22 protein-coding genes are annotated in these 21,844 nt (G+C 43.2%); 3 read left to right on the forward strand and 19 right to left on the reverse strand.

Features of this window, described 5'->3' with window-relative positions; genetic code table 11:
* Positions 1-9: 9 nt before the first annotated feature.
* The 5 genes from A3712_RS01915 to A3712_RS01935 all read right to left on the reverse strand — a co-directional run bounded on the left by A3712_RS01915 (position 10) and on the right by A3712_RS01935 (position 3,176).
* A complete protein-coding gene (locus A3712_RS01915) occupies positions 10-570 on the reverse strand; it encodes a DUF6162 family protein (protein ID WP_063522046.1) in 561 nt (186 codons plus the stop codon).
* Positions 567-902, reverse strand: coding sequence for a hypothetical protein (locus A3712_RS01920; RefSeq protein WP_063522047.1), 336 nt, complete (start codon positions 900-902; stop codon positions 567-569). The genes A3712_RS01915 and A3712_RS01920 overlap by 4 nt, the downstream gene beginning before the upstream one ends.
* 117 nt (positions 903-1,019) lie before the next feature.
* Positions 1,020-1,856, reverse strand: a complete 837-nt coding sequence (locus tag A3712_RS01925) for a DUF4198 domain-containing protein (RefSeq protein WP_063522048.1) — start codon at positions 1,854-1,856, stop codon at positions 1,020-1,022.
* A 100-nt stretch (positions 1,857-1,956) separates the two neighbouring features.
* Positions 1,957-2,475: a DUF2271 domain-containing protein gene (locus tag A3712_RS01930; protein ID WP_063522049.1), complete on the reverse strand. Its 519-nt coding sequence runs from the start codon at positions 2,473-2,475 to the stop codon at positions 1,957-1,959.
* 71 nt (positions 2,476-2,546) lie between these two features.
* Positions 2,547-3,176 carry a PepSY-associated TM helix domain-containing protein gene (locus tag A3712_RS01935; protein WP_063522050.1) on the reverse strand — a complete coding sequence of 210 codons (630 nt, stop codon included), beginning with the start codon at positions 3,174-3,176 and terminating at the stop codon, positions 2,547-2,549.
* Between the two features lie 318 nt (positions 3,177-3,494).
* Between A3712_RS01935 and A3712_RS01940 the strand changes: the two genes are divergently transcribed.
* Positions 3,495-3,815: a hypothetical protein gene (locus tag A3712_RS01940; protein ID WP_063522051.1), complete on the forward strand. Its 321-nt coding sequence runs from the start codon at positions 3,495-3,497 to the stop codon at positions 3,813-3,815.
* Positions 3,816-3,928: 113 nt separating this feature from the next.
* Here the strand turns inward: A3712_RS01940 and A3712_RS01945 are convergent, their stop codons facing one another.
* The 7 genes from A3712_RS01945 to A3712_RS01975 all read right to left on the reverse strand — a co-directional run bounded on the left by A3712_RS01945 (position 3,929) and on the right by A3712_RS01975 (position 11,144).
* Complete coding sequence (locus A3712_RS01945; protein ID WP_063522052.1) at positions 3,929-5,107, reverse strand: tetratricopeptide repeat protein; 1,179 nt, start codon at positions 5,105-5,107, stop codon at positions 3,929-3,931.
* The gene (locus A3712_RS01950) at positions 5,104-5,724 is read right to left on the reverse strand and encodes an energy transducer TonB (RefSeq protein ID WP_063522053.1); all 621 of its coding nucleotides are present in this window, start codon (positions 5,722-5,724) and stop codon (positions 5,104-5,106) included. The genes A3712_RS01945 and A3712_RS01950 overlap by 4 nt, the downstream gene beginning before the upstream one ends.
* A gap of 19 nt (positions 5,725-5,743) precedes the next feature.
* Positions 5,744-6,148, reverse strand: coding sequence for an ExbD/TolR family protein (locus A3712_RS01955; protein WP_004739212.1), 405 nt, complete (start codon positions 6,146-6,148; stop codon positions 5,744-5,746).
* Positions 6,145-6,705, reverse strand: a complete 561-nt coding sequence (locus tag A3712_RS01960) for a MotA/TolQ/ExbB proton channel family protein (RefSeq protein WP_063522054.1) — start codon at positions 6,703-6,705, stop codon at positions 6,145-6,147. Before A3712_RS01960 ends, A3712_RS01955 begins: the two co-directional genes overlap by 4 nt.
* A complete protein-coding gene (locus A3712_RS01965; RefSeq protein WP_063522055.1) occupies positions 6,705-8,081 on the reverse strand; it encodes a MotA/TolQ/ExbB proton channel family protein in 1,377 nt (458 codons plus the stop codon). Before A3712_RS01965 ends, A3712_RS01960 begins: the two co-directional genes overlap by 1 nt.
* The gene (locus A3712_RS01970; protein WP_063522056.1) at positions 8,081-8,848 is read right to left on the reverse strand and encodes a DUF3450 domain-containing protein; all 768 of its coding nucleotides are present in this window, start codon (positions 8,846-8,848) and stop codon (positions 8,081-8,083) included. The genes A3712_RS01965 and A3712_RS01970 overlap by 1 nt, the downstream gene beginning before the upstream one ends.
* A 178-nt stretch (positions 8,849-9,026) precedes the next feature.
* Positions 9,027-11,144 carry a TonB-dependent siderophore receptor gene (locus A3712_RS01975; RefSeq protein WP_063522057.1) on the reverse strand — a complete coding sequence of 706 codons (2,118 nt, stop codon included), beginning with the start codon at positions 11,142-11,144 and terminating at the stop codon, positions 9,027-9,029.
* Positions 11,145-11,704: 560 nt separating this feature from the next.
* On the opposite strand from A3712_RS01975, the gene A3712_RS01980 reads away from it, so the two are divergent.
* Positions 11,705-13,009, forward strand: coding sequence for a dicarboxylate/amino acid:cation symporter (locus tag A3712_RS01980; protein WP_063522058.1), 1,305 nt, complete (start codon positions 11,705-11,707; stop codon positions 13,007-13,009).
* Positions 13,010-13,167: 158 nt separating this feature from the next.
* Here A3712_RS01980 and A3712_RS01985 read toward each other — a convergent pair whose 3' ends face one another.
* The 3 genes from A3712_RS01985 to A3712_RS01995 form a co-directional block, all read right to left on the reverse strand.
* Positions 13,168-14,562, reverse strand: coding sequence for a sensor histidine kinase (locus tag A3712_RS01985; RefSeq protein WP_063522059.1), 1,395 nt, complete (start codon positions 14,560-14,562; stop codon positions 13,168-13,170).
* Positions 14,559-15,224: a response regulator transcription factor gene (locus A3712_RS01990; protein WP_063522060.1), complete on the reverse strand. Its 666-nt coding sequence runs from the start codon at positions 15,222-15,224 to the stop codon at positions 14,559-14,561. The genes A3712_RS01985 and A3712_RS01990 overlap by 4 nt, the downstream gene beginning before the upstream one ends.
* A gap of 79 nt (positions 15,225-15,303) precedes the next feature.
* Positions 15,304-15,777, reverse strand: a complete 474-nt coding sequence (locus A3712_RS01995) for a LabA-like NYN domain-containing protein (RefSeq protein ID WP_008219741.1) — start codon at positions 15,775-15,777, stop codon at positions 15,304-15,306.
* 249 nt (positions 15,778-16,026) lie between these two features.
* Here A3712_RS01995 and A3712_RS02000 point away from each other — a divergent pair, with 249 nt between their 5' ends.
* Complete coding sequence (locus A3712_RS02000; RefSeq protein WP_063522061.1) at positions 16,027-16,566, forward strand: DUF4174 domain-containing protein; 540 nt, start codon at positions 16,027-16,029, stop codon at positions 16,564-16,566.
* Positions 16,567-16,596: 30 nt separating this feature from the next.
* Here A3712_RS02000 and cobA read toward each other — a convergent pair whose 3' ends face one another.
* The 4 genes from cobA to nirB form a co-directional block, all read right to left on the reverse strand.
* A complete protein-coding gene (gene cobA / locus A3712_RS02005) occupies positions 16,597-17,367 on the reverse strand; it encodes a uroporphyrinogen-III C-methyltransferase (protein ID WP_063522062.1) in 771 nt (256 codons plus the stop codon).
* 328 nt (positions 17,368-17,695) lie between these two features.
* Positions 17,696-18,511, reverse strand: a complete 816-nt coding sequence (locus A3712_RS02010) for a formate/nitrite transporter family protein (protein WP_063522063.1) — start codon at positions 18,509-18,511, stop codon at positions 17,696-17,698.
* A gap of 122 nt (positions 18,512-18,633) precedes the next feature.
* Positions 18,634-18,957, reverse strand: a complete 324-nt coding sequence (gene nirD / locus A3712_RS02015; RefSeq protein WP_063522064.1) for a nitrite reductase small subunit NirD — start codon at positions 18,955-18,957, stop codon at positions 18,634-18,636.
* Between the two features lie 15 nt (positions 18,958-18,972).
* Complete coding sequence (gene nirB / locus A3712_RS02020) at positions 18,973-21,531, reverse strand: nitrite reductase large subunit NirB (protein WP_063522065.1); 2,559 nt, start codon at positions 21,529-21,531, stop codon at positions 18,973-18,975.
* Positions 21,532-21,844: the final 313 nt, after the last annotated feature.

A 21,844-nucleotide genomic window follows, 5' to 3' on the forward strand; every position in this document is an offset into this window, starting at 1 on the left:
CTCTTATTTTTAGTGAGCATCGCTTGCATGATGCTGTTCAACTTCTGATTCATTCACAACCATTTTCCAGCCTTTAGATTCAAGTGTGTGCTCGTCAAAAGCACTAGGCTGTTTTGCTACGCCACCAAAGAAAATCCAAATTTCAGGAGAAACGCTGTTCGCGTTCAGAATAAAAGAATCCGCAAAGCCAAGTTCATTTGGTGTGGAAAAATAATAACCACGCTCGTCCAGTAGCCAAGCATGAGAACCTTTGCGCTTCCAACTCTGGTCTTCTACGAATGGCGCAACCCATCCATCTTTAAGTGACATAACACTTGGCCATTCGCCATCTAAGTCCATACGCAAGTCACGAATTTCTTCATGAGCCAAACGCAGCTCTGATAGCATCGCCAAGTTTTCTTGTTCAACATCCGTTACTAGAACTTGATGCTCAAGTGCGGCTTTCACGTGAGATTCCGCCTGATGAAATGGGATCGCGACGGTTGCAAAGCAAAGGATGAATACAATGATCAATCCAACCCATTTACCCTCTCTACCACCAGTATCGGCACGTACGCTTTGAATCATCATTTTTCGCTGATCTCTACGACATCAACTTCAACAGGAAATTCGTGGCCAGAATCGAACACCAGGTAAAACTCGGTGTCTGGATGTGGGAACTCAACGATAGAGCGCTTATCAGTTATCTCTTTTGCAATCAAGTTGTCTTCGTAATCGTACATCTCAACCGCATAATCAATCGCCTTGCTGCCATCAGAGTAACCCGCCTCACAAGCAACGGTTTTTCCTTCAAACCAGCAATTCATCAATGGGAAGTGTGCTTGTGCAGGTAATGCCGCGAAACCAAGTCCCAATGCTAAGCAAGGCGTTATTAAAGCGTTCAGTTTTGTTTTTATTGTCATGGTTTGTACCCTAGCCACAGTGCAAATTCTCAGCCATAAACTGAGCGTTAAAGGGCTCAAATGAGCCCTTAATTTTTTAAGTTGTTTAAGCGGGAGACTAGCCCCCAATGTCATCGATTATTGAAGTAAAGCTTCGAACGTTAGGTGAACGTTGACACTCGCTTTGTCCGCCAGTGGGTTGTCAATCAACTCACCTTTGTAGTTCGCCTTCATTACGTAACGACCCGCGACGTCTGGAGTAAACGTGATTTCACCATTCTCATCGCTCACCACGTCAATCTGTTCTTGGTGGTTGCGGTAAAGTGTACCTTCACGAGTGATTTCCGCTGTAACACCTTTCTGAACTTCACCGTTGTAGAAGAACTGGAATGTTACTGGTTCGTCTTCGATGATGTCTGAAGGGTGTGTAATAGGCTTCATTTCAAGTAGCTTGCCTTCAATTTTGAAGACTGAATCTGATGGCTTACCTACTGTGATGTAGCTTTCAGCACGTGTGAAGCTGATTTGTGTTACAACGTCACGTGCTTTTTCTGGTAGCACTGAATCGCGCTCAGCTTTGTTTGCTTTAACCCACTTCACGGTGTCACGACGACCCGCTTTGTACTGTGTGTAGTATGACGGATAGTTGTTGATAGCCACTTTGTGCGTACCTTCTTCTTCGAAGTAGAAGTCGAAGATTGAACGACGCTTACCACGAATCACAAAGTTAGGGCGCTCACTGCGGCCATCTGGCATGATGACATGAGCATTTTCGCTACCAGCAGGTTTATCAAACACAAACGTACCGTGAGACGCAGTTACGTCGAACGTTAGCCAATCACCACCTTCTTTAGATACAGTGAAGTGAGATGGCAGGATCCAACGTGGGTGAGCTTGTGCTGTTGTCGTCGCTGCTAAGCCAAATGCCATAACACCCGCTAGTGCAAGCGCCTTAATTTTTGTCTGTTTCATCATGTTCAATTCCATTATTTATAATAGTTAGCCGTGTCGCTCTATCTGAGCCTACGATGACCACTGTCTATTCTGTCCAGCTAAGTTTTACTATTCGCACTTACTATTTAGCGATGTAGTTCAAGGTGATTTCACCCGTCTCTTCTGTTGCTTTTAATTCGTAAGATGCGTTTGAATCTGTAAGGGAAACTTTTTGGCGAAGGTAGTTACGACCACCATGTTCACGCACCACTTCGATATGAACCGTGTACTCACCTTGTTCAAGCGTTTCACCACTGTCGCTCTTACCATCCCAAACAAAACGGTATTGACCCGCAGGACGTGTCGCAGACGTCACCGCATCAACCAATTCACGATCGTAACGGCCAACTTTTCTCCACCAACTACGTAGATCTTTAAGCCACTCGTCTTTACCAACCCAAAGCTCGACCGTTTTGACAGGCTTTCTTTCGCTGTTCTCTACCCACACCGCCACATAAGGGCGTGCATACATTGAGGTATCAATTTTTGGAAGTTCAAAACTCACATCCAGCTTTGCCGTTTCAGGGATCGCTTGTGCCATACCAAGGCTTGGGAAAAGAGATAAAGCAAGCAGCGCTTTACTCCAGTTCATTTTTTTCATGTTTAACAACCTTTTAAATCCGTTTAACCCTCAGTTCACTCTTCAATAAGAATCATCAATCGAATCAAAAACTAAGGCACGGCGACAAAATAGATAACCAATGAGATCGCAGACCCAAACACCGTCCATTTGATGGAGGTGTTGAGTGTCTTTTTCTTAGGTAACAGTAAGCAGACGCCAGTAAGTACAAAGAAGATCATCAATAGCGCTGTGATATCGATAAACCACTTCCAAACTTCACCACTGTTACGCCCTTTATGGAGGTCATTCAGCAGTGCGATGACACCGTAATTAGTGGTTTCGACTTCGACAATTTCAGACGTCACGTCAACGAAAACGGAAGCGTTATAGCCAGGGCCTTTAAAGTCCATAGACACTTCGCCAAGGAGCAGCTCACCGTCTTCGATCTCTGCGTAAATGTCCAAACCTGATGGAACACCAGACAAGTTCGCTTCTTCAAACAGAAACGTTTCGAAAGCCGTTTGATCGGCTTTCAATCGACCGTCTTGAATGGTGAACAAGCTAGTAGGAAGTGTCAGCGTAGAGCGTTGGACATTTGGCTGGCTTGATTCAAATAGCTCAGGTCGATTCAGGGTGACACCTGTCACTGAGAAAAAAAGAACAACAAACAGGAGCGCCATAGAAATATAAACATGAAGTCGACGAGCCCATGACTGAACTGCCCTACTTTTTAACGACATACAAACCATTACCTATAAATTTTATGGCGACAATTTAGTTGATAATCATTCGTATTGGCATTCAATTTACATTGTTTACGTTTTCCGATACACGCTGGGAAATTTACACACCATTACACACGATATAATCGAACTGAATGCATATTCTTGCTAACGTGTACACAGCAGCATTGATCACGCAGTCTGTTCAAATACTGAAACCTCGCTCTTATATTTCAACCTAGTGAGTGATGTATTTTTTGATGGCTGCTGTGGCTTTAAAGGATAAAAGTTTAGGAAGCTCTTGAATGGAGCGATCAAGCTAAAAGGAATTAAGTAATGCGTATTATCATATTGGCCTTAGCTGCGCTAACTGCAGCATGTTCAAGTCAGATATCCAGTACGGAAGAACACATCCAGCAATACATTGGCTCAAACATAACTGATGTACAGGAACGATATCTAACAGAACGTTCACGTCCTATCAGTTTCTGGGAGTCCCGAAACTATGCTTGGGTTGAGACCCAAAATGCACTAGACAATGGTTACACCTTGCATGCGTTTAAAAACCCACTTCGAGACTGCACCATTAACTGGGTGGTTAATGCGAGTGGAGTAATTGAAAGTGGCTCACCAAGCGGGACGATGTGCAGCCCATAATGCCTCCATCTACTCTTTAGCTCTATTGCTTATCACGTAGCCTGCAAAACAAAAAAGGCGTCATTTGAACAATCAAATGACACCTTTGTTAGTTCCTCTTTAGTTATAAGCTATCAGGCATTTCCGTTGTCGCTGACAGTTCTTAGTTGAGTCAAAAACTTAATCCAACCTTTTGCTTCAGAAGAAGGTTCGATGTTATCAGCGCGTTTCGCTTGAGCTAGTGCGTTATCCAGATTTTTGAGCTTGTACCATGAACGTACTTTCGCTAACGCAACATCGGCTTGTTTGTTTTTGTCTTTCACTTTATCTAGAACAACTAGTGCTCTGTCGTAGTATCCTTGTTGAACAAGCAGTTGAGCCACATTCCAATGGTATTGACTGTCCTTTTTAGATGCTAGTGTCCAAACATCAATCGCGTTGTCCCACTCTTTAGCTAGCTGCCAGTATGTAGCTTGCTCAGCCAAAAGCTTAACATCACTGTTCGCATCATCTAGCTTAGCGATCTCTTGAGCTGCGCGCTCTGGAATGCCTCGTTTTGCGTACAACTGAGCAAGAAGTCGACGGTCCGAGTCTTTCAACTCAACACCATGTAGATCTGCTAACGCCAATGTATTCAAAGCATCTCTGCTGCGCTCTAACTGTAGCTGAATACCAACAAGCTGACGCCACCAATTATCTTTCTCAGGTTGGAGTTCGATAAGACTCTCCAACGTTGGAATGGATTGCTTCCACTGCTTTAACTGCAGCTGTGCACCCAGCTTTAGCGATAATGGCGATAGCTGTGGTTTAGAATTGAACTTGTCGTGATTACCAATGGCCACCAGCACTTTTGACCAGTTTTCGATTTGGTATTCTGCTTGTGCAATTCGCATCCAAAGCACATCTTTCTTTTCTGTCTCTGGCGCCGTTTTTACTAGCTCATAGTAATGTGGTAGCGCATTTGTGAACTGCTGATCATTTAATAGAAGATCAGCAAGCATGCGTTTAGTCACCCATGCTTGCTCATCCACAAGCAAGTTAGTGTCGACCGCGTACGTCAGCTGCTTAATAGCGGCATCCGTTTTACCGTCTTGCCAATAGTAAACACCCAACATACGAGCCACATAAGCTTTGTCGTAGCCTTTTGATAGCTCTAAATTAGCGAGAACATCAATCGCTTGCTTTACCTTCTCCTCTTGAGCAAGGTTATGTGCTTTTTGAACACGAATAGCAGTATATTGAGACAGCTCTTGCGCCTGTGCCGTAAGGGGCAATAACAACAAGCCCACTAATATCCATACCTGTTTCATCATTTATCCAACTTGAATTCAAAGGTAAATGTTTGTCCAAATTGAGGAGTTGATTTCCCATCCACAACCTTAGGCTGATACTTGAATTTTTTCAGCGCACGTATCGCTTCACGTTCAAACATACGACGCGGATTTGCATCAGTAACTTGAATGTCTCTCGGGCGTCCCGTTTCATCGATGGTAAAAGACATAGTCACATGCCCTTCAGCTCCGCGCTTCAGCGCTTTCGCAGGATAACGAGGTTCCACTCGATAAAGTGGCATCGCATGTTGGTTTGCTCCAAAGTCAGAAAATGTTGGTGCATTAATCGCTAAGCCATCAATTGATGTATTCAAATCCAATGAAGGTAATGAAGACATCGAGTTCAGAGGCGTTACTTCAGCTTGTGACTGAGACGTCTGCGCTTCCGGTGGCGGCTCTGGCATTTCTGGTTTTTCAGGGACAGAACGTTGTCTTCTTTGGACTTCTTGTTCCTGTTCCACCATCACCATGTTGAAACTTAACGTCTCACTCTCATCTGGTGAACGTTGGTGACCATTGTCGACCATCCAAGCCATGAAAGAAAACAGTGCTAAGCCCAGTGCCCCCGCTAACGGTAAAGCAAGAAATAAGCGAATCATTTATAAAGGTCCTCCAAGATCATCGCTTATCAGCAGCAAGTGCAATGTTTTTAACACCCGCACCTTTAGCAGCATCCATCACTTTTACAACAGTACCATTGTATGCGTGTTCATCAGCTTGAATAACCAAAGAAGCATCCGGTTGTTCTAGTAATAAATGCTCTAGCGTCGCTTGAACGCGTTCAACATCAACGACACGTTTATCAATAAAGATGTCGTTGGCAGAAGTAATCGCAACAAAGATGCCCGCATCCTTTTGGCTTACTACGTTAGAAGCTTGCGGGCGGTTAACCTCAACCCCCGATTCACGAACAAATGAACTGGTCACAATAAAGAAAATAAGCATGATAAATACGATATCAAGCATCGAAGTTAGGTCTATTTGAGCCTCTTCGTTTTTAGAATGACGTCGACCGAGTCTCATCGTTGACTCCTTAAAGATTTTTCTAATTTCAATTCTAAGCGATTGCACACTTTGGCTAATCTAGCGTGTACGAACATACCCGCCAAGGCGGCTACCATACCCGCCATAGTTGGCAGTGTTGCCAAGGAAATGCCTGAAGCCATCAATTTAGGATCACTGCTGCCTTGTGTCGCCATGACATCAAAAACAGAAATCATACCGGTTACGGTACCTAACAAGCCCAACATCGGACAGATAGCCACTAATAGCTTAATAAAATTCAAGTTTTGGTTAAGCAAGATACTGGCCTGACCTAACCAACCTTCACGAATGGACTTGGCATGCCAAGAAGAGTGATCTTCTCTTTCATGCCACTTTGCTATCCAAGCTTGGCGTTGCTTAGGAAAGTAGAACGCGAGATATAAAACGCGCTCTACCACAAGCACCCAATACACTAGGACAACAGCCGCTAGCCACCACAAGACGAAACCGCCCTGCTCCATAAAGCTTGATAAAGACAGCAGCCAGTCACTCGTTAACCAACTCGCTGGTAATAGAGAACCCGACAAAATATCCATTACGCAGCAGTCCCAACTGGTGACACAACAGCGCTCGATTCAGTTGGCTTTTCAGCCTGTTCAGCAACAAGACCAATACCTTGCTTCTCAAGGATGTTGCGGATGTTTTCTGCTTGAGTGCTAAGAATGTTGTGTGCCAGTAGAAGAGGCATTGCAGCAACAAGACCAAGTACGGTTGTTACAAGCGCCATCGAAATACCGCCCGCCATTACCTTCGGGTCGCCATTACCAAACTGTGTGATCACCTGGAACGTTTCGATCATACCCGTTACTGTACCTAGAAGACCTAACATTGGTGCTAGCGCTGCCAATAACTTAAGCATTGATAGACCTTTCTCTAAGTGAGTTTGTTCATCAACAACCGCTTCTAGTAAACGTAACTCTAACGCTTCAACCGTTTGGTTTTGCTCTTTGTTGTACACGGCAAGAACACGACCTAGAGGGTTGTCACCCGCTTTCTCAGGGTTTTTAAGCTGCGCACGAATTTTCTGACGAGCAATCGATAGAGACACGCCACGCACCAATGCGATAATTAAACCAATAGCCAGTAAGCCAAGAATCACTTTACCAACTACACCACCCGCTTGAAGGCGATCAGATAGGCTAGGTGTTAGCGCCAACTGCTCCAACATGAATCCACGTGAAGGATCGACAACTACATTTGCTACTTCACCATTTGCCAGTGCAGAAAGTGATGTTAGCGTTGGACCATTTTCTGGCTGTTTAAGGTATGCGATGGCGTCTTCACGCTCAGTGTTCCAGCTAACGTAACCTTGATCCGTCACTAGACCAATCGAGCCAAGACGATAAGCATTAACATTTTGTGTATTACCCTCACCATTAATGAAAGCAATTTGAAATTTGCTAAGCTCAGAGCTCGCTTGAATCTGCTCTACCATACTCATCCACAAGCCAGAAAGCTGGCGCATTGATGGTAGTGATTTCGCATCGATAATTTGTTCAACGCTCGTTGTATGCTCAGCGCGATCAACGCTGTTTACTGTTGAGCTAAGTTCTGCGCCCAGTTCTTTCGCGTTTTGACGAACAACACCAAATAGCTCACCAAGGCTACCTGTTTCTAAGCGCAGCTTTTCTTCTAAGCGAGCCAGCTTATTCTCGTTATCGCTAAACGTTTTAGTAAGAACGTCTGTTGCGTTTTGAACCGATTTACGTTTCGCTTCAAGTTGCACTTTGATCGCTTTCAGTTCTTGTTCAGTCTTTTTAAAGTCAGCTTCACGAACCACATTATGAGAAGCTTGAGCGCGATTTTCTGATTTCGCTTTGTTAATTAGCTGAGCCGTTGTATCAGAAGCAGAGAAAGCAGAAAAGGAAATAGACGTGATACAAAGCAATGCTACTAATGGCTTTAAGTTCATTACTTAACCTCCGCAACAGTGAAAGAAACAGGTAAAGTAATCAAGCTTGGAGCCGCTTGTTGACTAGCAATATCGTACGCTTTATCGAGCTCAGACTTCATCGAAGAATCAACTTCTTGCCATTGAGCTGCTGTTTGATTCCAAGCCCAGTACTGACTGCCATTTAAGTTACGAGCAACTAAAGAGATACGTCCTAAGTGCAGTACGTCTGCTTCAATCGTTTTATCGCTCGCCAGTTCTACGCGACCTTGGTATGCACCAAGCTTAATGCCATAATCCATCTCAATTTGGTACGCCTCTAGAATACGGCGGTATTTCTCAGCATCACTTACGTCTGCACGAGTCATCATTGCTTGAAGCTTTTCAACTCTCTCTAGACGCTGCTCTTTCTTAATCGGTACGTCTTTTTCTACCAGCTGTTGCAGGCCATCGATCATTTGATACATCAAAGGCACAACGCCTTGGCGCGTGTATTTAATCTCTTCGATCTGCCCTTCAATACTCTCAGCTTCTTGATTTTGGCTTTCAACCAGAGCAGCAAGGTGATCATGATAGATTTCTAGATTTTTGACTTCTTCTTGAAGACGCTCAATTTCAGCTTGAAGCATTAGAGTTGCTTGGGAGCTTTTATCAATAACCTTTTGGCTCGAAGCCGATGCGTTATTGGTCTTGTTCTGAATTGATTGAGCTTGATCCAAGCTATTGGCCATAGAAGACGTTGCTACCACACTGATGGCAAGCGCTAGGCTAGTTTTTAAAAGATTCATAATTGTAGTCATTTACTATAGAAGAAGTTCAAATGAATTTTATTGATAAGCAGTCTCATTATCATTAAAAATCACTCGCATTACTAGGGATATTTTTATTAAATAGCAGAATCACGAAAGGGGAAAGCCGAAACCTCCCCCTTCATATTTAGGCTACAAACAGTACCCTGCTAACAAATTAGTATTTTACCTGTAAAGTAGCCATGTAGTTACGACCTTCGCCCACAACTACACCGCTTGTACTACCACCTTCAAGGTAATCTGTATCAAATAAGTTCTCTACATTGAAGCGAGCAACAAAATCTAAGTTCTCGTCATATTTGATAGTATGTGCAATGCCCATATCTACACGAGTGTATGCGTCTTTTTTGAAGGTGTTAGAGCTCTCTGTGTAACGCTCACCTACGTGGTAAACACCAAGGTTTACATCAGTACCGTTATTGAACGAGTAAGTAGACCAAATGCTCGCAGTAAACTCTGGTACATCAGCAGGTGTTTTGCCTTCAAGAGCTGGGTCATTCTGGTACTCAGCATCTAGAAACATTGTAGATGCACTTACAGAGAATGCTTCCGTCACGTAGCCAGTTGCGGCCAATTCAACACCAGTGTGAACTTGTTCACCAACTTGAGTTGTACGTGTTTCTTTGCCGTTATTACTTGCTGGGTCTAGATCTTCAGTCACTTGCATGTTCGATTGAGTGATCTGGAACAATGCTCCTGATACTAACAAACGCTCATCAAACAGTTCCCACTTAGAGCCTAGTTCGTAAAGTGTACCTTTCTTAGCATCTTGAGACTGACCAAAGTTCACGTCGTCTTGATCTGTGATTTCACCAACAGGTTCAAAACTTTCAGAGTAAACTGCGTAAATTGAACCATTTGAAGCCGGAGAGTAAATTACACCAAACTTAGGAAGAATGTTGTTGTAGCTCTCTTCTTGATTAGAACTGCTCGTCGTTTTGTCGTATGCGAAACGAACGCCACCAAGAACTTGCCACTGTTCGTTAAGTGTTACTAAGTCTTGAACATATAGACCGTAGTGTTGGCTTTCAGAGTGAGATACTTCATTGTCGTTCTTGTAGCTAACGTTAGAAGGCATATCAAAACCATTACCACATGCAGCTTCTGCTTCTGCTTCAGTTGCATTAACACAAGTGTAACCAGAGTCGTATAAACGCTCGTAATCGTAATGAAGGCCATTAACACCAACAAGTAGTCGGTGGTTTACACCTAGAGCATCGAAATCACCAGTAAAATCTACGTAAGCCGTGTCAAACGTCCACTCGTCGTGACGATCTGATACTTTGTAGCCGTAACCGCCGTTTTTATCGCTGTATACTGTATTGTTCGATTCAGTACGCTGACGCTCGTAGAACTGACGGCTAATACCTGTTTTAACAGACCATGTTTCATTCAGATTAGCTGCAATAGCAGCACCGTAGTTCGCTACGTCATTGTCTGTTTGTGCAAAACGTTGATCAGTTACTGTATTTGGATCAATTACTTTACCAGTTGCAGTGTCAATCTCTGAGCCATTGTCTAGATCACCTAACTCTTGAGTACGGTCATAGTGCAGAGATAGCATTACGTCATCATTAATATCGTAATCGACAAATAGGCCACCAACAAAACGGTCAGTTTCTGCGTCTATACCATCAAAGCGCGTGCGGTATGAATCTTGATTTTCTTGAGAGACGATAGCTCGCGCTCTCAACGTTTGAGCTTCGTTTAAAGAGCCGCTCACATCTGCGACTGTACGAGTGTAGTTATCTGAACCAATATCTTGGCTAACAGACACTTGTGTCTCGTAAGTTGGCTTTTTAGAAACCATGTTTACTAAGCCACCCGGTGTTGATTCACCATAAAGGAGGCCAGCAGGTCCTTTCAACACTTCTACACGCTCTAAAAGCTCGATAGGTTGACGATAATGAGACCAATGTTGAACACCGTCACGCAGGTAGCTTGAACCACTATCTAGTTCGAAACCACGTAGATTGAAACGTTCACGGTTTGTAGATTTTGAACCTGCGGAAATAGATGCATCGTTCTTTAGAACTTCACCAAGAGTTGATGCACGCTGTTCATCGATAATTTGCTCATCGATTACTGAAACTTGCCCCGGAGTCTCTAATTGAGTCGCCTCCATGCGCATTGCTGTTGTATTCGTGTCGGCTTTGTAACCGTAGTCACGACCTTCAACAACCATGTGCTCGTCTGTTTTTGCTGTTTCTGCCAATACTGCTGGTGAAGCTAATACTGCGCCGATCACTAAAGCCAATGGGCTCTTTGAAAACATGTCCTTTACTCCGCTTTTATTCTTTTTGTACGAGCACTTGGATTAATTATTTAATGTGCTCTCAGAACCGTTACCGGTACCACTGAATCTTTTCGCGAGAGAATATAAGTGATAACTATTACCATTTGCATTGAATTTACATTCTTTGCATTCGTAAAGTTTTGTTGAGGTCTTGGTAAGCGTTATTCATTAGATGTAACAGAACCTGATTCAATACAGATACTTAGAAGTGTTTTTGTTCGGGTCCCCACCACCACCGTTAAAAATTTTGAAACAGCGTTATTTATTCACTCAATCTAACAATCAAAAAACGATAAAAATTTTATCTTATCTTAATTATTAGCTTTGATTTCGCGTTTTTATGTATAAAAGCCTCGATAAATGTTAATTATTAGTGAATTATTTTATTTAAATTTGTTTAATTTACACATTTATCAGTGATTTTGATCACATCTATAATTCCAAATTCATTTTTTGTTTTTCGATTTGATTATCCGACTGCTAATCTCCTGCTCACTTTGAAAAGGTATCAAAGTTATAAATAATAAGGAGTGTTCTAAATGAATACCAAAAAACCTATGTCTCTGACTGGCCGAGTAATTCTTGGTATGGTCGTGGGTATATTAACGGGATTTGCCATTCAATCCCTTTTTGCAGAAAGTGGATTTGTTAACAACTACATCGTTAACGGACTCTTTGAAGTAGGCGGTCAAATTTTTGTCGCAAGTTTAAAAATGCTTGTTGTCCCTCTAGTCTTCGTGTCGCTAGTGTGTGGTACAAGTTCCCTTAAAGACTTATCAACTCTCGGCCGTATGGGTGGCAAAACGCTTGCACTTTATATCGGTACTACAGCCGTTGCTATCACTCTAGCATTGACGATCGGTAACCTATTCCAACCTGGTGCTGGTGCGGATCTGACTGCTGCGAGCTCGTTTAAGTCAGCGGATGCCCCCTCTTTGGGCCAAGTCATCATTAATATGTTCCCAACCAACCCTATTCAGGCGATGGCTGAGGGCAAAACACTACAAGTGATCGTATTTGCTGTGCTATTCGGTGTCGCAATTAGTGCTGCTGGTAAACCAGGCGAACGTATTGCTGCTGTATTTGCAGACCTAAACGAAGTGATCATGAAGCTTGTTGCTCTGCTGATGAACCTTGCTCCTTTTGGCGTATTCTTCTTAATGGCAAGACTTTTCTCTGGTTTAGGTTTGGACGCAATTTGGAGCTTAGCAGAATACTTCCTTGTACTTGCAGGCACTCTCCTATTGCACGGTTTAGTGACTTACAGTGCAATGCTTAAAGGGTTCACTGGCCTTAACCCTATTACGTTCCTGCGTAAGATGGAAGATGCGATCATGTTTGCGTTCTCAACAGCCTCTTCAAACGCAACGATTCCTGTAACAATGGAAACCGCTAAGAACCGCATGGGTGTAGACAACAAAGTTGCTTCATTCACTGTTCCATTAGGTGCGACAGTGAACATGGACGGTACTGCAATCATGCAAGGTGTTGCGACTGCGTTTATCGCACAAGCATACAACATCGACCTTACTATGGGCGATTACCTAATGGTTATCCTAACTGCGACTTTGGCTTCTGTAGGTACTGCAGGTGTCCCTGGTGTTGGTCTGGTTATGCTAGCGATGGTATTGAACCAAGTTGGCCTACCACTAGAAGGTATCGCTCTAATTATGGGTGTTGACCGTCTTCTAGACATGATCCGTACCGCTGTAAACATCACCGGTGATAGTGCCGTATCTATCATCGTTGCCAAGTCTGAAGGCGCTCTTGATGAGTCGCGCTTCAACAACCCTGCAGCAGGTGAGAAAGAAGAAGAAGTTAAGCTATCACGCCAAGAAGCGTAATCTAACAGCCCAGCTTCAAGCTAAAGCGCAAATAATGGCTAACGCTTTAGCTAGAAACACAAAAAACGCCACAGTATTTGCTGTGGCGTTTTTTATGGGGTTTGGGTATCAACCATTAATATCAATACTCCAGCCTTAATATAACCAGAACGGCAAGGTCAATTAACGGGCTCACAAATTGGGAACATTAGATTCACTCTGAGTCCCCCATTTTCTCTATTCTCCGCCGTCACATGACCATTCATAACAACCATTGCCTCTTTCACGATGGCAAGGCCCAGGCCGTAGCCACCAGACTGCTTGTCTCTAGCGGTTTCAATACGAGTAAACGGATCAAAGATACCTGCAATTTGGGTATCAGGAATTCCTTCTCCATCATCTTCTACAGAAATGACACTGTAACGCTGATCAACAGTCTTTTCATACGTCGTGACCGAAATATGTGCATGCTCACCCGCATACTTAATCGCATTACCAACCAAATTGCCTATGATTCTTAAAAGCAATCGTTCATCAATGTTCACCATCGAGGTTGGAATATCTAAATCACCCACTAGCGTTTGATTGGGTTTTAAGTCATTTTGCATTTGCGCGATAAGCATCGAACAATATTGCTCAAGCTGCATCAAGCTGAGCTTGGAATCGTAACGAGAGGTTTCTAAGCGACTAAACTCGAGGATTTCGCCCACTAGTTTGTTCATCTCTTCAGTTTCACTTTCCATACGGTCAAGCAGCCCAGTACTCTTCTCATCCACCTTATTACGTAACAGATGCAGAGCGAGGTTTTGCCTTGCTAACGGGGTTCTGAGCTCATGAGAGACATCTCGTATCAAGCGGCGTTGTTTTTCTGCCAAGGATTTAATCTCAAACGTCATATGATCAAAATCTACAGCCAGTTCATTAAACTCTCGTGTGTTTGATTTTAATTCAGATACGACTTGTACAGAGAAGTCACCCTGCGCCAAACGTCGACTCGCTTCTCTTAGACGATCCAAAGGTTGTTGTAGTCTTCTTGCCATGATTAAAGAGAACAAAGAAAGGATCATGAAAGCGATGAATACCTTCATCAATGACGAATACAAGCCAAACGAATTTGCGGGATGGAATCGGTGTGGCAATTGGATAACTAAGCTATTACCGCTTTCTAGGGGTAGACCAAAAATTGGCCGATTAACAACGGCATCCAATTGATGATCTAACGTTCTCAAGAAACGTAACTTGAACTCAAAATGAGGGTGCATGTGCCGATGTGTCAGAGGATGATTATTTTTGTCTAAAACAAACAAATAGTACTGTTGAGCATTGGCCCAATCAGCCAGCTCATCCATATCCCCATGTTCAATTAACACATCGGCTTGATAGGCGAGATCCAACATTTCTTGCTTAACAGAATCAGGCACCTTAAGTAGTGCCTTCATCAACGCCTTTTCGGCAACAGCTTGAAAAATAAAGATACTGACAAGGATGATCGTCAGATATGAGAAAAGTTGGAACGTTAATCCATCTTTACGTTTGGCAATGAAGTCGGGGCAACGTATTAGTTTGGCACTCATGTTCCAACCGACACTAGGTAACTATATCCTTTACCACGAACCGTTTTAATATGCTGTTTAGACAACCCTGCCTGTACTAGCTTCCGACGGATATTACTGATGTGCATGTCTAGATTGCGATCAAAGGGACACAGCTCTTTCTTTAAGACATGTATTTGTAAGTCAGACTTAGATACAACAATGCCGTCATTCTTAATCAAATAATCAAGCAGATCTTTTTCTGTACCAGTTAGCGGTAAACGAGAAATCCGTTCACACAAACCATGGTTAGATGAAGCTAGAGACTGTCTCTGACGCTCAAATCCAACTCGACGTAAGATAACCTTGATACGAGTCAGTAGCTCAGGAACATTGAAAGGTTTAGCGATGTATTGATCGGCTCCAGCTTGATAACCATCAAGCATCGATGCATCGTCATTGAGTGCCGTTAGCATCAAGATAGGCGTAGCAAATCGCTGACAGATTCGCCTTGCTACTTGCATACCGCTGAGGTTAGGCAGCATCACATCAAGTAACACTAAATCAACAAGATTGGATTGGATAAACTCTAGTGCAGCCTCACCACAATGAACGGTATCAACGTGATACCCCTCATTCTCTAGAACTTCACCCAATAATTCACACAACTGAATATCATCATCAACAACTAAAACGCGCGACATCATACAAACCAATAAATAATAATAGTTTGCATTCTAATTATCGTTATTGTTAATTTCAATTGTAAATGAGAGATTTACTCTATAGTAGGAAATCTTTTTCAATCGGAACGAACTTTGACGCAGAATCGATAAGATTTTGAGCAGTAAGCCCGGGTACACCGTACACTTCCACTTTTTTGCCAAAGCGCTGTTTAATTCTTTCCACGAGGATCTCAAAGTCCCCATCTCCAGAGACTAAAACGATTGTATCCACATTCTCTGCTAGTTCGATGGCATCTAAGGCAATACCAACATCCCAGTCACCTTTCGCACTGCCATCACGACGCTGAATAAATGGCTTCAATTTCACATCAAAACCCACACCACGCAGAATATGATGGAATTGACGCTGCTTAGGATCTTGACTAGAAATCGCATACGCATGAGCCGCAACAACATTTCGACCTTCTGTCGCTACATACCAAAATTGGTTGTAGTCAAAATTAGAACGGTATTTGTCTCGTGTTGTGTAGTAAACGTTTTGAACATCGACCAAAATAGCTATGTTTTCCATAAATTCATACCTTTAGATTTTCGGTATACCCTATTCTATTCAACCCTAAAATGCGAGTCGCTTTATCCAATAAAAATGAACCTGTTGGTTATGGTTAACGTAAATCTAAGCATGTTTAACGTAATCCTAACTATGCTTAACAGATGTTTATCAAACTGGACAATCGTTTTTGACCTTGGTATCCACTATACAAGTGCTAGCGATTAGAGATACAAGTAAAGCTAACAGGCTATTTAAGGGAGGTTGTCTATGCTACACCGACAAAAACACAAATCTCACATAAGCTTCGACAACACCACAAGGGCCGCTCTAGCTCCTTCCAATAGTTTGTTAACTTTGATCAAGCTGATAACTTTCAGCATCGTGTTGATTTCGAGCCTCTCCACTCATTCGGTGTTTGCCTATCCAGCCTATTCCCATTCTCAGCCACTGCCTCATCGCAGCGTCATTTATTTCGCACCAGAGGAAGACTCGGTGGTAAAAGAGTTTCTTAATGAAGTGCTGATAAATAACTGCCAGCTGAACGAAAGAGATGTTGTCATAATGGTGATAGCAGAGAGCGGATACACCGTCCCCACTTGGCTTGAGGAAGAGTTTAACTTAGAAGCAGTGACTAGCATTTATGAGATTCCAAAGGGCTCTCACACTGCAGTATTAATTGGCAAAGACGGCAAAGAAAAGCATCGTTGGAATGGTAAAACGGATTGGAACGTCATCACCGACATTATTGATGAAATGCCAATGCGTCAACAAGAAATGCAGCGACAAAGCAGCCGCTGCAGAATCTGACTCACAAGACGAAAGTTAATTTTGAATCAATTACTTATAAAACCAATCAAGTTTGTCATGGAGTTGGGCCACACTTCCAACCACAATCAGTGCGGGGCTCATCGCGACGCTGGCGAGGTTTGCTAGGTCAGTCAATCCACCTCGAAACACCTTCTGCTCTCGGCGCGTCCCATTTTCAATGATAGCCACTGGCATATCTGCGCGCATGCCGTTATCAAGTAGGTTCTTCTGAATATTCGGGCTTTCTTTTAATCCCATGTAGAATACGATAGTGTGATTGTGTTGTGCCAGAGATTGCCAATCAATATCTTCGCCGTCTTTTTTAAGGTGACCAGTTATAAACTGAACACTTTGAGCGTGGTCGCGATGCGTCAGTGGAATACCCGCATAAGCCGTAGCACCCGAAGCGGCAGTAATACCAGGAATGACTTCAAATTTAACATTGTTCTCTGCAAGCGCTTCACACTCTTCCCCACCACGGCCGAAGATAAACGAATCCCCACCTTTTAAGCGGACTACATGCTTGTTTTCGTGAGCTTTAGTGACCAGTAATTGATTAATTTGGTCTTGTGGAACACAGTGGTGGTCGAGCTTTTTACCTACATACAACATCTCTGCTTCTGGGTTTGCCATCGCCAAGATATCTTTTGATACTAAACGATCGTAAACCAGTATATCCGCTTTTTGGATGACGCGTGCTGCTTTTAACGTTAACAAGTCTGGGTCACCCGGCCCAGCACCAACCAGTGATACAAATCCATTGCTTTCTTTATTAACATTCGATGGCGATACTTCTGACATACTTTGCTCCGAAAGTTAGCTTGTTATATTTCAAGCTTAATTCTGTTTGATGATCCATCATTCAATGAATCAGCAATATCCTTACTTCTTAGACTATCAGTTGTTGCCGTAAAACTTCACGATTAATTCTAATCAAGATAGAAGTTTATATAACAAAACAATCTATTACGTTGGTAAACACTGATATTTGCACCATTCTCGAACACATGTAGCCCAACTTAGGTGCACTGCTATCTAAGTAAAGAGTGTTGAGATCCAAAAAGCTCCAAATCAACAGTTTGGGGCTTAACACACTTTATCAATTACTCTTTAACCTAGAGTATTCGAATTACTTAGCGCCTAGAGAAGGAGCTGTTCTAGCGTGAGTTAGGAATAGTGGAACACATGCTAGGAACAAACCACCAACGATGTTACCTAGGATTGTTGGGACAAGGTTGAAGTTCAACCACGTCGCAATACCGAAATCAGCGCCAAGAATCATACCCAGTGGAAATAGGAACATGTTTACTACTGTGTGCTCAAATACTAGTGCGAAAAAGATGAAGATTGGGAACCACATCATCGCTACACGGCCAGATACAGTACGTGCTGTCATGTTGCCAATTACGCCAAGACAAACCATTAGGTTACAGAAGATACCGCGAACAAAACACGTGATCCATCCGTCCATACCCATGTTTTCAAAACCTAGGCTACGGCTAGTAGAAACTGCAATGAACTTCTGAGCAACAGCGTTTGGCTCTAGAGAGAAGTTACCTGTTAGTGAAACCGCAACTAGGAAAGCAACAATCAGAGAACCGATAAGGTTACCCAAACCAACAAGCCCCCAACAGCGTAGAATACGACCCCAAGTGATACCCGGACGGTTGTCGAATTTCGCTAAAGGCGCAAAACCAAACACACCCGTTACTAAGTCGTAACCCATTACACTAAGAATTACGAAACCAACAGGGAACACGAGCGCGCCAACAATACCGATACCCGTTTGAACGATAGTCGTGATAGCTACTACAACCGCAAGAGAAAGAATAATACCAGCCATAGTGCTTCGGATCAGAAGATCGCGAGTACCTGTCTTGGTTTTAGCTTCACCTACATCGATCATTGTTTGAACGAATTCTGCCGGTTTAAAATCAGTAGACATAAGGTTGTCCTTAAAAGTTAAATTTAAAAGTTAAAATTGGATAGGAAAAGGTTCTAGTTGCCGAGTTAAGGCAATATCGATAACTAAAACCCTTGAACTATCAAATCTTACTCATCAAAAGATTAAGCAGAGATTTCTACAGCGCCTTTAGTAACACGAGCTTTGTACGCTTTCACGTTGAAGTTCTCGTCTTCCATGCAAACACCTGTTATCAGGTTAAAGCGTTGCTTCTTAAGTGGGCTCGCCACCCAAAGCTCGTCTTGGTGCTCTACAATCAAACCACGAGATAACACGTTAGATTGAAAGTAAGGGTCTGTATTGCTAATCGCTTGCACTTCTTCAGCTTTTGTTGGGCGGAAGATAGCCACTTGCTCACCAGCAACCAATGCACAAACACCTGTACCTGGGATAATGTCTACGATCTTACAAACTTTGGTAAATGCCATGATGTCGTCTCCCAATTAAACCAGTTCAACGTGAAGGATATCGCCCTTCGCTTCAGGATGTTTCTCTATGAATGTCGCTGGACGGTGTTGTTCACGGCCGTCATCAACAAACACAACGTTATCATCACGGTCATCCGCGTTGATGAAGTGAGCGAAGCGCTTAAGTTGAGCTTCATCGTTGATAGTGTCTGTCCACTCACAAGCAAAGTTGTCTACAAGGCCAGCAATGTCAGCTTCAAGTTGGTCGTTGATACCAAGCTTGTTATCGATGATAACTTCACGTAGGTAATCCACACCACCATCTAGGTTATCCATCCATACCGAAGTACGTTGCAGCGGAGCAGCAGTTCGGATATAGAACATCATGAAGCGGTCGATGTACTTGATTAACATTTCTTGGTCTAGGTCGCTTGCTAGTAGGTCTGCGTGACGAGGCTTCATACCACCGTTACCACATACGTACATGTTCCAACCTGCATCAGTCGCGATAATACCTAAATCTTTACCTTGAGCTTCAGCACACTCACGAGTACAACCAGACACACCAAACTTCATCTTATGAGGAGTACGGATGCCTTTGTAACGGTTCTCGATCATCACGCCAAGACCAACTGAATCTTGGACGCCGTAACGACACCAAGTAGAACCAACACATGTCTTAGCCATACGAAGTGCTTTTGCGTAGGCTTGACCCGTTTCGTAGCCTGCTGCGATTAACTTCTTCCAGATTGCTGGTAAGTCATCTTTTTGAGCACCGAACAGACCAATACGTTGTGCACCAGTGATCTTAGTGTAAAGGTTGTATTCAGCCGCAACATCAGCCAGAACGCTTAGCGCTTGAGGCGTTACTTCACCACCCGCCATACGAGGGATAACAGAGTAAGTACCGTCTTTTTGCATGTTACCTAGAAAGTTATCGTTGGTATCGTGCAGTTTCACTAGTTCAGGCTTAAGGATGTGTTCACCCCAGCAAGAAGCAAGGATAGAACCTGCTAGAGGTTTACATACTTCACAGCCGTAGCCTTTACCGTACTTCTCTAGTAGCTCATCGAATGTTTTGATTTCTTCAATGCGAATTAGGTGGAAAAGCTCTTGGCGAGAGTAAGCAAAGTGCTCACACACATCGTTCTTAACTTCTACACCAGCTTTAGCAAGTTCAGCATTAAGTACTGAAGTTACAAGTGGAATACAACCACCACAGCCAGTACCCGCGCCCGTTACTGCTTTGATATCACCGATTGTGTGGTGACCTTCAGCAACCGCTTGAGCGATCTTGCCTTTCGTTACATCAAAACAAGAACAGATAACTGCAGATTCAGGAAGAGAGTCTGCGCCAAGTGTTGGTTTTTCAGCACCGGCGTGTGCAGGAAGAATCAACGCATCTGGATGTTCAGGAAGGTCGATTTCATTCAGCATAAGCTGTAGAAGATCACCGTAGTCAGACGTGTCTCCAACCATTACTGCACCAAGCAGCTTCTTATTGTCTTCAGAAACAATTAGACGCTTGTAAACTTCTTGCTCTTCGTTTTGATAAACGTAGCTCTTACAACCAGGAGTACGACCGTTTGCGTCACCGATAGAACCTACTTTCACACCTAAAAGCTTAAGCTTCGCAGACATATCAGCACCTTCGAACGTGCTTTCGTTACCAACAATGTGGTCAACTGCAACTGTCGCCATCTTGTAACCAGGAGCAACTAGGCCGTAGAACGTTTGGTTCCATGACGCACACTCACCGATCGCGTAGATGTCTTTATCTGTTGTTTGACAGTGATCGTTAATCTCTATACCACCACGAGGCGCGATACCCAGACCCATTTGACGAGCAAGTTTGTCTTGAGGGCGGATACCTGCAGAGAATACAATGAAATCTGTTTCTAACTCAGTACCGTCTGCAAAACGCATCACGTTACGAGCTTCAGTGCCTTCAGGAGCAATCTGAAGCGTGTTTTTGCTTGTATGTACGTTTACGCCCATACGTTTGATTTTTTGACGAAGTTGGTTGCCACCTGCTTGATCAAGCTGCTCAGCCATTAGCTTTGGAGCAAACTCAACAACGTGCGTAGTTACGCCAAGAGCTTTTAGTGCGCCCGCCGCTTCAAGACCAAGTAAACCACCACCAACAACCACACCAGATTTAGAATTCTTAGCGGTTGCTTCAATAGCTTTCAAATCTTCAATTGTGCGGTAAACGAAACAATCTTTACCTTCGTTACCTTTGATTGGCGGAACGAATGGGTATGAACCAGTAGCAAGGATTAGCTTGTCGTATTGAATTTCACGACCTGTGCTTGAGTAAACTGTTTTCTTTTCACGGTTAACGTTAATAGCGCGCTCACCGATCAGCATGTTGATGCCGTGTTTCTCGTAGAAGCCTTCTTTAACTAAAGAAAGTTCGTCCGCAGTATGGTGTGAAAAATAAGAAGAAAGGTGTACACGATCATAGGCTACGCGAGGCTCTTCACAGAAGACTGTGATGTCAATGTTAGCAACGTCTGTCTTTTCAACCAAATCTTCGATATAGCGATGGCCTACCATCCCGTTACCGATCACGACTAGCTTCATCTTGCTCATAAGAATTCCTGAAGGTTATATTTCTTAACTGAGCGAATAATGAATTATGAAAGAAAATGAAAATATGATGTAAATCAATTACGAAATCGAACTACCCCAAAGGGGTAGAACAAAAGAGGTAGAAGTGGCTGAATTTAAGCCATAGCAAACGAACAACTGTAGATTAGATAAGGTTTAGAGCAATTTAATAAGCAAGCAACCAAACACACCGTTAAGATTGTTGTAATATTTCACAACAGACTGGCAACACGCAAGTAAATGACAATCATTTTTATTTATGGTCATGATTACGATAATAAGCGACTAAAACACG

The sequence above is a fragment of the Vibrio sp. HI00D65 genome (assembly GCF_001635455.1).
Classification (GTDB): Bacteria; Pseudomonadota; Gammaproteobacteria; order Enterobacterales; family Vibrionaceae; genus Vibrio.

Excerpts from the sequence above, each read along its gene's own strand:
- A3712_RS01915 (WP_063522046.1), bottom strand. The coding sequence starts at position 570 with ATGATGATTCAAAGCGTACGTGCCGATACTGGTGGTAGAGAGGGTAAA.
- A3712_RS01920 (WP_063522047.1), bottom strand. The coding sequence starts at position 902 with ATGACAATAAAAACAAAACTGAACGCTTTAATAACGCCTTGCTTAGCA.
- A3712_RS01925 (WP_063522048.1), bottom strand. The coding sequence starts at position 1,856 with ATGATGAAACAGACAAAAATTAAGGCGCTTGCACTAGCGGGTGTTATG.
- A3712_RS01930 (WP_063522049.1), bottom strand. The coding sequence starts at position 2,475 with ATGAAAAAAATGAACTGGAGTAAAGCGCTGCTTGCTTTATCTCTTTTC.
- A3712_RS01935 (WP_063522050.1), bottom strand. The coding sequence starts at position 3,176 with ATGTCGTTAAAAAGTAGGGCAGTTCAGTCATGGGCTCGTCGACTTCAT.
- A3712_RS01940 (WP_063522051.1), top strand. The coding sequence starts at position 3,495 with ATGCGTATTATCATATTGGCCTTAGCTGCGCTAACTGCAGCATGTTCA.
- A3712_RS01945 (WP_063522052.1), bottom strand. The coding sequence starts at position 5,107 with ATGATGAAACAGGTATGGATATTAGTGGGCTTGTTGTTATTGCCCCTT.
- A3712_RS01950 (WP_063522053.1), bottom strand. The coding sequence starts at position 5,724 with ATGATTCGCTTATTTCTTGCTTTACCGTTAGCGGGGGCACTGGGCTTA.
- A3712_RS01955 (WP_004739212.1), bottom strand. The coding sequence starts at position 6,148 with ATGAGACTCGGTCGACGTCATTCTAAAAACGAAGAGGCTCAAATAGAC.
- A3712_RS01960 (WP_063522054.1), bottom strand. The coding sequence starts at position 6,705 with ATGGATATTTTGTCGGGTTCTCTATTACCAGCGAGTTGGTTAACGAGT.
- A3712_RS01965 (WP_063522055.1), bottom strand. The coding sequence starts at position 8,081 with ATGAACTTAAAGCCATTAGTAGCATTGCTTTGTATCACGTCTATTTCC.
- A3712_RS01970 (WP_063522056.1), bottom strand. The coding sequence starts at position 8,848 with ATGAATCTTTTAAAAACTAGCCTAGCGCTTGCCATCAGTGTGGTAGCA.
- A3712_RS01975 (WP_063522057.1), bottom strand. The coding sequence starts at position 11,144 with ATGTTTTCAAAGAGCCCATTGGCTTTAGTGATCGGCGCAGTATTAGCT.
- A3712_RS01980 (WP_063522058.1), top strand. The coding sequence starts at position 11,705 with ATGAATACCAAAAAACCTATGTCTCTGACTGGCCGAGTAATTCTTGGT.
- A3712_RS01985 (WP_063522059.1), bottom strand. The coding sequence starts at position 14,562 with ATGAGTGCCAAACTAATACGTTGCCCCGACTTCATTGCCAAACGTAAA.
- A3712_RS01990 (WP_063522060.1), bottom strand. The coding sequence starts at position 15,224 with ATGTCGCGCGTTTTAGTTGTTGATGATGATATTCAGTTGTGTGAATTA.
- A3712_RS01995 (WP_008219741.1), bottom strand. The coding sequence starts at position 15,777 with ATGGAAAACATAGCTATTTTGGTCGATGTTCAAAACGTTTACTACACA.
- A3712_RS02000 (WP_063522061.1), top strand. The coding sequence starts at position 16,027 with ATGCTACACCGACAAAAACACAAATCTCACATAAGCTTCGACAACACC.
- cobA (WP_063522062.1), bottom strand. The coding sequence starts at position 17,367 with ATGTCAGAAGTATCGCCATCGAATGTTAATAAAGAAAGCAATGGATTT.
- A3712_RS02010 (WP_063522063.1), bottom strand. The coding sequence starts at position 18,511 with ATGTCTACTGATTTTAAACCGGCAGAATTCGTTCAAACAATGATCGAT.
- nirD (WP_063522064.1), bottom strand. The coding sequence starts at position 18,957 with ATGGCATTTACCAAAGTTTGTAAGATCGTAGACATTATCCCAGGTACA.
- nirB (WP_063522065.1), bottom strand. The coding sequence starts at position 21,531 with ATGAGCAAGATGAAGCTAGTCGTGATCGGTAACGGGATGGTAGGCCAT.